Here is a 12,694-nt window from a genome sequence, read left to right on the forward strand (position 1 = left end):
TGATAACGATGCGCGACAGGCTGGAGGATAGATCAGCTTTGCTGAAACAGGGACATCTTTGTGGAATCCATTACGCAAAACGAAGAAAGTCGCGTGCGGTAGCAGGGTGGTTTAAGAACGTTTTAAAAATCGCGTCATGCGGCGTAGCAGTCGTGTCAGTATTCATGGCGATCCGTCACCTGAGAAACAAGATGACGAGACTCTACTTCCCTGGTCGCCAGTAATCATCCACGAGTTGATAACGATGCGCGACAGGCTGGAGGATAGATCAGCTTTGCTGAAACAGGGACATCTTTGTGGAATCCATTACGCAAAAAGCCGGATATCAGCATAAACGCTTTATCCGGCCAGGACGTTTGCAGTCATTTTTAGACCGGAAGCGTAGCACCATCCGGCATCGAACTAGCGCAAAGCCCACCACTCGCGCAGGCAGGCTTTACCTTCCGGACAACTCTTGCAGCTTCCGGAAAGACACCCGTCGGCATCTTCCTGAATCCGCACCGCTTTGCCCATCTTTTCTAACTGATTCAGCATGGCGTCAATCATGGGCTGCGGGGTGTGCAGCGTGTGGCTAATCTGAGTTGCCTCCATGCGTCCCCGCAAAGCCAATAAATCACGAACCTGAATAAGCGATGCCATTGTCGATAACCTTAGTGGCAGTCGCCAGTGGTGCTGGAACAGCAGGAGCTTGCCGTCCTGTTGGTCGCCAGCAGTGCGAGATCCACGCGACTGCGAGCTCGACGCAGCAGGCCCAGCAACACAATGTTAAACAGGATGACAGCTAAAATGCACACCAGGCTGTAGGTCGGGTGCTCTTTGTAGCTGACCGCCTGATAAAACAGCGTCGACAGAGAGTAGGCGATGTTCAGGCCCCACAGAATCGAGAAGCTCATCCAGCCACGGCTGGATTCACGTGCAATAGCGCCCATTACCGAAATACACGGCACATACAGCAGCACGAAAATCAGGTAGCTGTAAGCGGCGGCAGCGCTGCCAAATTTTTCGCCCATCACGCCCATTGCACCCGTAGCCATTTCACCGTCGCCCTTGCTGGCTTCAATAGGGTTAGCCAGTACGCTCAGGCTGAAGGTGTCTTTCAGGCTTTGCCAGGTCTCATCTACCGCGCCGAGCAGCTCGTCACCGAGGTGGAAATCTGCCGGGTTGAACTCTTCTTCCTGAATGTTTTCTGCGGTATAGAGCGTGTTCAGCGTACCGACAACCACTTCTTTCGCCATCGCGCCGGTGAACAGACCTACGGTTGCCTGCCAGTTATCTTCGTGAACGCCAATCGGCTTGAAGACCGGCGTGATTACGCGGCTGACGGAAGCCAGAGCAGAGTCGTTGATGTTGTCGACGATTTTTCCGCTCAGCGAGAAACTGTTAAACGCGCTGAGGAAAATGCTGACGATGATGATGACTTTACCCGCACGCAGAACGAAGCCTTTCAGGCGTTGCCAGGTCTGAATAATCAGACTCTTAATGTGCGGCACGTGGTACACCGGCAGCTCCATCACGAACGGCGTTGCTTCGCCACGCATGATGGTGTGTTTGAGCATCAGACCGGTCAATACCGCCATAACGATACCCAGTACGTACAGTGAGAAGACCGCCAGCGCACCGTTCTGACCAAAGAACGCTGCGGCAAAGACGGCGAAAATCGCCAGGCGAGCGCCACAAGACATAAACGGCGCCATCATGATAGTCATCAGACGTTCACGCGGGGCGTCCAGCGTACGTGCGCCCATCACTGACGGTACGTTACAGCCAAAGCCGACGATCAGCGGGACAAACGATTTGCCCGGCAGTCCCAGCGCCTGCATCAGACGGTCCATTACAAACGCGGCGCGCGCCATGTAACCTGAGTCTTCAAGGAAGGAGAGGAACAGGTACATCATGCCGATTTGCGGTACCAGTGGCAGCACGGTGTTAATCCCGCCGCCAAGACCTTGCGCCAAAAAGATAGTGAGCCAGTCCGGGAAGTGCAGCGTGTAGCCAATCCACTGAATACCATGGATAAAGAGCGCTACGGAGCCGACGTCAAACAACGGTTGCAGCGCGCCGCCAATGTTGATGGCGAGCAGGAACATCAGGTACATCACGAACAGGAAAATCGGCAGCCCGAGGAAGCGGTTGAGGACGATTTTATCTACTGCGGTGGTGAAGCGGCTCGGCTCTGCCGTCAGGGTGTTGCTGACGGTATCGCAGATAGCGGCAATGCACTGATAGCGCGCATCGGCGATATGCAGTGCCGGATCGTCCATTGTCTCGCTCAGACGTGCAATGGCGGCATCAAGGTTTTGCGCGGCATCACCCGCGTAGGCCCGACTGTAGATATCGCCTTCCAGCATCTGCAGGCCCAGCCAGCGGCGCTGTTTTAACGGCATATCTTTGGCCATCGCATCGGCGAGGGAATCCGCTTCCTGCAGCAGCGGCTGGGCATAATGAACCAGCTCGACGGTGTCGTTTTCTTTGTAGCGATCGATCGCCAGCTTCAGCGCTTCAATGCCGCGGGCGCGGGTGGATACCAGCGGAACCACCGGGCAGCCAAGGCGAGCGGAGAGGGCATCGATATCGATACGGATTTGCTGCTTCTCGGCAATATCCAGCATATTCAACGCGACGATGCAGGGGATGCCCAGCTCAAGCAGTTGCAACGTCAGGTAGAGGTTGCGTTCAAGGTTTGAAGCATCGACCACGTTGATCAAGAGATCCGCGTCGCCGCTTAAAATATAGTGACAGGCGATCTGCTCATCGAGAGAGGTCTGGGATGAGATTGTCGTCAGAGAATAGGTGCCGGGTAAATCAACCAGCGTGACCTGGTGGTCCGTCGTTGCGAAATGACCTTCTTTACGCTCAACGGTAACGCCAGCCCAGTTGCCTACACGCTGGCGTGCGCCGGTAAGCTGGTTGAATAAAGTAGTCTTGCCGGAATTAGGATTGCCAATTAAACCAATGGTTAGTTTTTTCATTTTTATAGACTCACTGTATTAACAGGAAACCGCTTCCACTTCTAATAACGCCAGATCTTTCTTACGCAATACCAGACTTACGCGACGCGTTTCGATATGGATAGGATCGCCGAGTGGGGCGACGCGCACCACGTTGAAAGAGGAGCCGGGTAGCATGCCAAGTGACAACAGTTTCTGACGATAAGCCGGGCTGATTTCACGGGCAAAACCGGTAATTTTCCACGCACTGTCAGGAGTGAATTGCATAGGGACCTACTTATATCTCGCTAACTGGATGATTACCTCATGGGGCGGCAAGGCGGCATGAGGCCAGATGATTAGCCAACGTAAGGAAAGAGTAAATAATCAACAGATCAATGATAATGAGAATGGTTTCTATCATCAATAGAATAAATGTGACGGAATGTACAATTGGATAATAATTTGCGCCAATTTTGATATTCCTCAATATTTATTCTGGTTGGGAACGAATGATTCGCGGAAATAATTAGTGAGGATCTTAATGTTTAATTAAGGTTTCATCTGTTAATGAAGTGATAAATATATGGCGGTGGAAAGCGGGAAATAGACTAAATATGCCGGATGGCGACGCTCACGCGTGTTATCCGGCTTACAAATTAATTGCGACAAGTCAGCCGGATAAGGAGGTTACACCCCCATCCGGCACAAAAGTCACACTAGCGTTTTTTACCCATTGCCGCCGCCAGCGCATCCATCATGGCGCTGTTACCCGCAGGCTGTGCGTCACGACCACGAGGTTTCGCGGCTTTTGGCGCCGGGCGATTGCTTTGAGTACGATCGTTATTCCCGCCGCCGCGACGCGCATTGGTTTCACCCGGCTGCTCGTCCAGACGCATGGTCAGTGCGATACGCTTACGTTGCAGGTCAACTTCCAGCACTTTCACCTTCACAATGTCGCCCGCTTTCACCACAGTGTGTGGATCTTCGACGAACTTATTCGACAATGAAGAGATATGCACCAGACCATCCTGATGAACGCCAATATCAACAAACGCGCCGAAGTTCGTGACGTTAGTGACTGCCCCTTCCAGAATCATTCCCGGCAGCAGATCGTTCATGGTTTCTACGCCATCAGCAAACTGCGCGGTTTTAAATTCAGGACGCGGGTCGCGGCCCGGTTTTTCCAGCTCTTTGATGATGTCGGTGACGGTCGGCACCCCGAAGCGTTCGTCGGTAAAATCGGCTGCTTTCAGATTGCGTAGTTCGTTGCTGTTGCCCATCAGGTCACGCAGCGATTGCTCGGTTGCGGCCAGAATGCGTTCCACAATCGGATAAGCTTCCGGGTGAACGGTAGAAGCATCCAGTGGGTTATCGCCATGGTTGATACGCAGGAAGCCCGCGCACTGTTCAAAGGCTTTTGGCCCCAGGCGGCTAACTTTTAGCAGTTGCTGACGGTTCTGAAACTGACCGTTCTCATCGCGCCAGGCGACGATGTTTTGCGCCATCATGCGCGTCAGGCCAGCAACGCGGGTCAGCAGCGGCACGGAGGCGGTATTCAGATCGACGCCGACGGCGTTCACGCAGTCTTCCACCACTGCATCCAGCTTGCGCGCCAGTTGCGTCTGGCTAACATCGTGCTGATACTGGCCCACGCCGATAGATTTCGGATCGATTTTCACCAGCTCCGCCAACGGATCCTGCAAACGACGGGCGATAGACACCGCGCCACGCAGTGAAACGTCGAGATCCGGGAACTCCAGCGCCGCCAGCTCGGAAGCAGAGTAAACCGATGCCCCGGCTTCGCTGACGATCACTTTCTGCGCGGTCACTTTCGGGAATTGTTTCTGCACGTCGAGGAAGAAACGCTCGGTTTCGCGCGACGCCGTACCGTTACCAATCGCGACCAGCTCAACGTTGTATTTTTCACACAACGCCGCCACGGCAACGGCGGCTTTGGCTGCCTGGCCGGTATGCGGATAAATAGTGTCGGTCGCGACCAGCTTGCCGGTACCGTCAACCACCGCCACTTTTACACCGGTACGCAGACCCGGATCGAGACCCATTGTGGCGCGCAGCCCGGCCGGGGCGGCCATCAGCAGGTCATGCAGGTTACGGGCAAAGACGTTGATCGCTTCATCTTCCGCACGTTCACGCACGGTACCCATCAGCTCAGTTTCAAGGTGCATCAGCACTTTGATGCGCCACGTCCAGCTAACAACGCCTTTACGCCAGCTGTCAGCGGGGGCGTTGTTCAGGCGCAGTCCCAGGTGATCCTGGATAATCTGCTCGCCGTGGCTCTCTTTTGGCGGCTCATCGAATTGCGGATCGGCATTTAGTGAAAGCTGCAACACGCCTTCGTTACGACCACGGAACATGGCCAGCGCACGGTGGGATGGAACGGTAGAAATAGGTTCGTGGTGATCGAAGTAGTCGCGGAACTTAGCGCCTTCCTCTTCTTTACCATTAACCACGGCGGCAACCAGATGGGCGTTTTTCCACAAATAATCACGCACTTTTGCCAGCAGCGCAGCGTCTTCGGCGAAGCGCTCCATCAGAATGTAGCGTGCGCCATCGAGGGCGGCTTTGGTATCGGCCACGCCGTTTTCAGCGTTGAGATATTTTGCGGCTTCGGTTTCCGGGTCATGGGACGGTTCGTTCCACAGCAGATCTGCCAGCGGCTCCAGTCCGGCCTCAATGGCTATCTGCCCACGGGTGCGGCGCTTAGGTTTGTACGGCAGATAGAGATCTTCGAGTTCGGTCTTACTTAACGTGCCGTTGATCGCGTTCGCCAAATCGTCGGTCAGTTTGCCTTGCTCGCCGATAGATTTCAGGATTGCCTGACGGCGGTCTTCCAGTTCACGCAGATATCCCAGACGGGTCTCCAGATTACGCAGTTGCGTATCGTCCAGACCGCCGGTGATTTCCTTACGATAACGTGCGATAAACGGCACGGTGTTCCCTTCGTCAAGCAGGCGAACGGCAGCTTCTACCTGTTCAGCACGAGCCTGAATTTCACCTGCGATAATGCGGCAGAAAGAATCATTCATCATGGATAGCTTCGTCTATAGGATAAAAAATCAGGGGATAGTTATACGGATTGACTGGCAAAAATGCCAGTCATCTACCGGGGCTTCGGATTGTTCCGGTCTCACTTAACGTATTCAATTTCGTTCACGTACCAGCTGGCTTCACCACCAGGGGTGTTGACTATCGCGAGATCGCCGACCTCTTTTTTCAGCAGCGCCCGCGCCATCGGTGAGTCGATAGAAATGTAATCTTTACGACCGAAGATCTCATCGTAGCCGACAATACGGAATTTACGGATGTCGCCATCGTCATTTTCAACCTCGACCCACGCGCCAAAGAAGACTTTGCCCTCTTGCTGCGGGGAGTAATCGACGATTTTCAAATTCTCCATGCACTTGGTCAAATAACGGACACGGCGGTCGATCTCACGCAGACGCTTTTTATTATACTGGTAGTCGGCATTTTCGCTGCGGTCACCCAGACTTGCGGCCCAGGTAACCTTTTTGGTGACTTCCGGGCGCTCTTCACGCCAGAGGTAATTCAGCTCTTGTTTGAGTTTTTCATACCCTTCGCGGGTTATCAGGGGCGTTTTCATCTTATTGTTTTACCTTCGACTCTGTGATGATGCGCACAATTAGTATTACGCGAGCATATCAACAGAATAAATAATGTATTGCGAGAAACATTGTATACTTAAGCTGCTGTTTAATATGCTTTGTAACAATTTAGCCTGGAATTCATACCAGAATTCGCTGGTGACTCACGTTAGCTTTCTTAAGAATATACACTTAATTGTTGCGAACCTTTGGGAGTAATAACAATGCAAGAGAACTATAAGATTCTGGTGGTCGATGACGACATGCGCTTGCGTGCGCTTCTGGAGCGTTATCTGACCGAGCAGGGCTTCCAGGTTCGAAGCGTCGCTAACGCTGAGCAGATGGATCGTCTGCTGACCCGTGAGTCCTTTCACCTGATGGTGCTGGATTTAATGCTGCCGGGAGAAGATGGCCTGTCTATTTGCCGTCGCCTGCGCAGTCAAAGCAACCCGATGCCGATCATTATGGTCACGGCGAAGGGTGAAGAAGTCGATCGTATCGTTGGGCTGGAAATCGGCGCTGACGATTACATTCCGAAACCGTTTAACCCGCGAGAACTGCTGGCCCGTATTCGCGCTGTACTGCGTCGTCAAGCGAACGAACTGCCGGGCGCGCCTTCTCAGGAAGAAGCGGTCATTGCTTTTGGTAAGTTTAAACTGAACCTCGGTACGCGTGAAATGTTCCGTGAAGATGAGCCAATGCCGCTCACCAGTGGGGAATTTGCGGTACTGAAAGCGCTGGTAAGCCACCCGCGCGAGCCGCTGTCCCGCGACAAGCTGATGAACCTGGCTCGTGGGCGTGAATATTCGGCGATGGAGCGTTCTATCGACGTCCAGATTTCTCGTCTGCGCCGTATGGTGGAAGAGGACCCGGCGCATCCGCGCTACATTCAGACCGTGTGGGGTCTCGGCTACGTCTTTGTTCCGGACGGTTCTAAAGCATGAGGCGAATGCGCTTCTCGCCACGAAGTTCGTTTGCCCGCACGTTATTGCTCATCGTCACCTTGCTGTTTGCCAGCCTGGTGACGACTTACCTGGTAGTGCTGAACTTCGCGATACTGCCGAGCCTCCAGCAGTTTAATAAGGTCCTGGCCTACGAAGTTCGTATGCTGATGACCGATAAACTGCAGCTGGAGGACGGTACGCAACTGGTGGTGCCGCCCGCATTCCGCCGGGAAATTTATCGTGAGCTGGGTATTTCCCTCTATTCCAACGAGGCCGCTGAAGAAGCTGGACTGCGTTGGGCGCAACACTATGAATTCTTAAGCCATCAGATGGCGCAGCAGCTGGGCGGTCCGACGGAAGTCCGCGTTGAGGTGAACAAAAGCTCGCCGGTCGTATGGCTGAAAACCTGGCTGTCGCCCAATATCTGGGTACGCGTGCCGCTGACGGAGATCCATCAGGGCGATTTCTCACCGCTGTTCCGCTACACGCTGGCGATTATGCTGTTGGCTATCGGTGGCGCGTGGCTGTTTATCCGTATCCAGAACCGACCGCTGGTGGATCTTGAACATGCGGCGCTGCAGGTGGGGAAAGGTATCATTCCGCCGCCGCTGCGTGAGTATGGCGCTTCAGAGGTGCGCTCCGTTACCCGAGCCTTTAACCATATGGCCGCGGGTGTGAAGCAACTGGCCGATGACCGTACGCTGTTAATGGCGGGCGTGAGCCACGATTTACGTACTCCGCTGACGCGTATTCGTCTGGCGACCGAAATGATGGGCGAAGAGGATGGTTATCTCGCGGAGTCCATCAATAAGGACATCGAAGAGTGTAATGCCATTATCGAGCAGTTCATCGATTATCTGCGTACCGGTCAGGAGATGCCGATGGAGATGGCGGATCTGAACTCGGTATTAGGCGAAGTGGTCGCAGCGGAAAGCGGCTATGAACGTGAAATCGAAACTGCGCTGCTGCCGGGCAGCATTCAGGTGAAAATGCACCCGCTGTCGATCAAGCGTGCGGTTGCCAATATGGTGGTTAACGCCGCCCGTTACGGCAACGGCTGGATTAAGGTCAGCAGCGGTACGGAGACGCATCGCGCCTGGTTCCAGGTAGAAGATGATGGTCCGGGCATCAAGCCGGAGCAGCGTAAACACCTGTTCCAGCCGTTTGTCCGCGGCGACAGCGCGCGTAGTACCAGCGGCACGGGCCTGGGTCTGGCGATTGTGCAGCGTATTATCGATAACCATAACGGTATGCTGGAAATTGGCACCAGTGAACGAGGAGGGTTGTCGATCCGCGCCTGGCTTCCGGTTCCCTTCACTCGCGCGCAGGGCACCACGAAAGACGCATAAGAAAGGGAGGCGAAATGCCTCCCTTTTTGTTGCTGTAGGCCGGATAAGGCGAAACCGCCATCCGGCACTCTTCGTTACAGCTTCGGTCCGGCGCTAACCAGCGCTTCACCCGCAGGGGTATCGGTGTATTTCTCGAAGTTCTCGATAAACAGTTTCGCCAGTGCGTTGGCTTTTTCCTGCCACTGCTCCGGAGAAGCATAGGTATTACGCGGATCGAGAATGCGAGTATCCACGCCCGGCAGCTCGGTTGGGATAGCCAGGTCAAACATCGGCAGACGGAACGTTTCTGCGTCATCCAGCGAACCGTTCAGGATAGCGTCGATAATCGCGCGGGTATCTTTGATAGAGATACGCTTGCCGGTACCGTTCCAGCCGGTGTTAACCAGATATGCCTGCGCACCTGCCGCCTGCATACGTTTCACCAGTACTTCTGCGTACTGCGTTGGGTGCAGTGACAGGAATGCTGCGCCAAAGCAGGCTGAGAAGGTTGGGGTCGGTTCGGTGACGCCACGTTCGGTACCGGCCAGTTTGGCGGTGAAGCCAGACAGGAAGTGGTACTGGGTTTGGTCTGCCGTAAGACGAGAGACCGGCGGCAGCACGCCAAACGCATCGGCGGTCAGGAAGATCACTTTGGTGGCGTGACCCGCTTTTGACACCGGCTTAACGATGTTATCGATGTGATAAATCGGGTAGGACACGCGGGTGTTTTCGGTTTTGGAACCGTCGTCGAAGTCGATGGAACCATCTGCGCGCACGGTGACGTTTTCCAGCAGCGCGTCACGACGGATTGCGTTGTAGATTTCCGGCTCGGCATCTTTAGACAGTTTGATGGTCTTCGCGTAGCAACCGCCTTCAAAGTTAAACACGCCGTCGTCATCCCAGCCGTGTTCGTCATCGCCAATCAGGCGGCGTTTCGGATCGGTGGACAGCGTTGTTTTACCCGTACCGGACAGGCCAAAGAAGACTGCCACATCACCTTTTTCCCCGACGTTTGCCGAGCAGTGCATGGAGGCAATGCCTTTCAGCGGCAGCAGGTAGTTCATTACGGAGAACATACCTTTCTTCATTTCGCCGCCGTACCAGGTGCCACCAATCAACTGGATACGCTCAGTCAGGTTGAAAGCCACGAAGTTTTCGGAGTTCAGACCCTGCTCTTTCCACTGCGGGTTAGTGCATTTAGCGCCGTTCATCACGATGAAATCAGGTTTGAAATCAACCAGCTCTTCGTCGCTTGGGCGGATGAACATGTTTTTAACAAAATGCGCCTGCCAGGCTACTTCGGTAATGAAGCGTACGGAAAGGCGGGTATCGGCGTTAGCGCCGCAGAATGCATCAATGATAAACAGACGCTTACCGGAAAGCTGCTGGGTGACTAATCCTTTCAGATGCTGCCAGGTTTCCGGGGAGAGCGGTTTGTTGTCGTTCTTACCTTTACCTTTGTCGGACCACCAGAGCGTGTCGCGCGTGGTGTCGTCACGGACAATATACTTATCCTTTGGCGAACGTCCGGTAAAGATACCGGTATCAACGGCAACGGCGCCCAGGTTTGTTAACACGCCACGCTCATAACCTTCCAGGTTTGGATCAAGTTCCTCCTGGAAAAGCGTGTCGTAGTCTGGATTGTAAACGATATCCTGAACGTTATTGATACCATAAGCCTTGAGATCTTGCGGGGTTAAACTGTTGTTCACACGCATTTCACTGCTCCTTAGCCAATATGTATTACCTGGAATAGTAAGGTTTTTTAGGGATTGCTAACCGCGACAAGGCTCATAGATTTACGCATCCGGGAAAATCACGGATAACCGAATGCGCTGCGACTCCTGTCACAAAGAGGCGGATATTATGGCAGGAAACCCTTTTTTGTTGTGGAAAATGTTCTTAAAACGTTAATAGAGAGTGTTTTTGGCGGGAAACTTGTGAGTGTAATCGCATTCACGTAAGAAAATAACGTAACTCATACATAAACAATATCGATTCACTTCCCGCCGCAGTGGTCCGGGATCGGCCTATCAATGCTCAAAATTGTGAAGTTGATGCGATAATTACCTTTTCTCTTCATTCTGGGTGACGACATGGATAGTGTTGAACTTTCACGTACTACTCGCTGGGGCATGATATCTATCGGCCTGTTACAGGGGATATTGTGCTACCTGCTGATGACATATCTGGTGCCGCATAATGACGGCTGGCTGTTCTATGGCATGCCCGCGACAATTGCTCTCTCCTCGGCGCTTTTACTCACTGTTGTCTCTTTCAAACAACGCGCGCTGTGGTACTGGATGGCGCTGATCTTTGTTGTCGTGCTGGCGATGAGCGTCTGGCTAAAGTGGCAAGTCGAGGGCAGCGATAAGTGGCGGCAAAATGATATTTTTATGTTGTACGGCTGGCGCTTACTGCTGATGGCGATGCTGGCATTGCCATGGATTCAGTACTCGCTCCACGCATCCCGCCAGCAGGCCCGTTATGCGCAGTTTTATACGAGTTTGTGGCTTAATGCGCTGACGTTACTGATTGTCTTTGTCGCCAACGGTCTGTTCTGGATGGTGCTCCTGCTATGGAGCGAGATGTTTAAGCTCGTTGGTATTACCTTCTTCGACACGCTTTTCTTTGATACCGACTGGTTTGGCTACGTGGCCTTTGGCCTGGTTACCGCACTGGCGGTGGTACTGACCCGCACGCAGTCGCGTCTGGTTGCGGCGGTCCAAAAGTTACTGACTTTGATCGCCACCGGTCTGTTACCCCTGGTCGCGCTGCTGGCGCTGATGTTTGTGCTGACCTTGCCCTTCACCGGCCTGGAGGCTATCTCGCAGCGGGTGTCTGCGGCCGGGTTGATGTCAACGCTGGCGCTGCTCCTGCTGCTGTTGATGGCTATCGTTCGCGAGCCGCAGAAAGAGGCGCTTCCCTATCCAGCCGCGTTACGCTACCTGATCAAATGCGCCCTGGTTGTCGCGCCCATCTATATGCTGATTGCCGGTTGGTCACTGTGGGTGCGAATTCAACAGTACGGTTGGACGCCCGAGCGTTTATATGGCGTGCTGGTGGTCTGCGTGCTGCTGCTCTGGTCGTTTGGCTATCTGGCGAGTATTTTACGCCGTGGGCGCAATCCGCTTGAGCTTCAGGGGAAGGTGATTCTTAGCGTTTCGTTGCTGGCGTTGGGGCTGTTGATTTTGCTGTCGTCGCCGGTTATTGATGCCTGGCGCATCAGCGTCAACAGCCATATGGGGCGGTATCACAGCGGGAAAATTAAGCCGGATCAGGTCAGCCTGTATATGTTGAGTAATAGCGGAAAACCGGGACGTGCGGCGTTGGAGGCATTACAAAAAGATGCGGCGTTTAACCAAGACAGTAAGCGCCGGCGCGACTTAAATTCTCTGCTGCAAGGACGTCGCGATCCCATTCAGAACCTGACTACCACTCAACTAGCGCCGAAAGTGATGATTGCTCCAGGTAGCAGGCAACCCGATGAGACCTTCTGGGCGTTTGTCAAAGGGCAGAGCTACCGCATTACATCCTGCGTTGAGCAGGATGCATGCGTCCTGGTCGATCAGGACCTCAATGCTGATGGTAAGCCTGAGCAGGTGCTGTATGCTTTTGGCGATGGTGAGAGTCTGGTCTTTGCCAGGAAAGAGGATAAATGGGAACTCATCGCATCAGGTCAGCTACCTGCAGGATTCAATAAGGATAAACTGCTGCAGGCGGTGGCGAATCATCAACTGGATTCAGCCCCCAGAGTTTGGCGTGATATCACTATTGATGGCACCCGATTGCCGATGAATTATTACAACGAGTGAGCGTGTTGCGGATAGCGTTTTGATGGATGGCGGTGCGAACGCCTATCCGGTCGA

General features: G+C 53.7%; 10 protein-coding genes. 4 read left to right on the forward strand and 6 right to left on the reverse strand.

Annotated elements, in window-relative coordinates:
- Positions 1 to 224, forward strand: a 224-nt coding sequence (locus OGV65_RS25550) for a hypothetical protein (protein WP_502874462.1), incomplete at its 5' end; no start/stop codon positions are given.
- 178 nt (positions 225 to 402) lie between these two features.
- On the opposite strand, the gene feoC is transcribed toward OGV65_RS25550, so the two are convergent.
- The 5 genes from feoC to greB form a co-directional block, all read right to left on the reverse strand.
- Positions 403 to 639, reverse strand: coding sequence for a [Fe-S]-dependent transcriptional repressor FeoC (feoC, locus tag OGV65_RS21045; RefSeq protein ID WP_003023516.1), 237 nt, complete (start codon positions 637 to 639; stop codon positions 403 to 405).
- Positions 640 to 650: 11 nt separating this feature from the next.
- Positions 651 to 2,969: a Fe(2+) transporter permease subunit FeoB gene (gene feoB / locus OGV65_RS21050; RefSeq protein WP_016157644.1), complete on the reverse strand. Its 2,319-nt coding sequence runs from the start codon at positions 2,967 to 2,969 to the stop codon at positions 651 to 653.
- 18 nt (positions 2,970 to 2,987) lie between these two features.
- Positions 2,988 to 3,215, reverse strand: coding sequence for a ferrous iron transporter A (feoA, locus tag OGV65_RS21055; protein WP_003023519.1), 228 nt, complete (start codon positions 3,213 to 3,215; stop codon positions 2,988 to 2,990).
- Between the two features lie 431 nt (positions 3,216 to 3,646).
- Positions 3,647 to 5,980: a Tex family protein gene (locus tag OGV65_RS21060; RefSeq protein WP_049283094.1), complete on the reverse strand. Its 2,334-nt coding sequence runs from the start codon at positions 5,978 to 5,980 to the stop codon at positions 3,647 to 3,649.
- A 98-nt stretch (positions 5,981 to 6,078) separates the two neighbouring features.
- Complete coding sequence (gene greB, locus OGV65_RS21065; RefSeq protein ID WP_049283093.1) at positions 6,079 to 6,552, reverse strand: transcription elongation factor GreB; 474 nt, start codon at positions 6,550 to 6,552, stop codon at positions 6,079 to 6,081.
- A 225-nt stretch (positions 6,553 to 6,777) separates the two neighbouring features.
- Between greB and ompR the strand changes: the two genes are divergently transcribed.
- A complete protein-coding gene (gene ompR, locus OGV65_RS21070; protein ID WP_001157751.1) occupies positions 6,778 to 7,497 on the forward strand; it encodes an osmolarity response regulator transcription factor OmpR in 720 nt (239 codons plus the stop codon).
- Complete coding sequence (envZ, locus tag OGV65_RS21075) at positions 7,494 to 8,846, forward strand: two-component system sensor histidine kinase EnvZ (RefSeq protein WP_006687412.1); 1,353 nt, start codon at positions 7,494 to 7,496, stop codon at positions 8,844 to 8,846. The genes ompR and envZ overlap by 4 nt, the downstream gene beginning before the upstream one ends.
- A 74-nt stretch (positions 8,847 to 8,920) precedes the next feature.
- On the opposite strand, the gene pckA is transcribed toward envZ, so the two are convergent.
- Positions 8,921 to 10,543 (reverse strand): phosphoenolpyruvate carboxykinase (ATP), encoded by a 1,623-nt coding sequence (gene pckA / locus OGV65_RS21080; protein ID WP_286455390.1) that lies wholly within the window; start codon positions 10,541 to 10,543, stop codon positions 8,921 to 8,923.
- Between the two features lie 378 nt (positions 10,544 to 10,921).
- Between pckA and OGV65_RS21085 the strand changes: the two genes are divergently transcribed.
- Positions 10,922 to 12,640 (forward strand): DUF4153 domain-containing protein, encoded by a 1,719-nt coding sequence (locus OGV65_RS21085; RefSeq protein ID WP_286455391.1) that lies wholly within the window; start codon positions 10,922 to 10,924, stop codon positions 12,638 to 12,640.
- Positions 12,641 to 12,694: the final 54 nt, after the last annotated feature.

Origin of the sequence: Citrobacter sp. Cb004 (assembly GCF_030337065.1) — a bacterium.
GTDB lineage: Bacteria > Pseudomonadota > Gammaproteobacteria > Enterobacterales > Enterobacteriaceae > Citrobacter > Citrobacter braakii.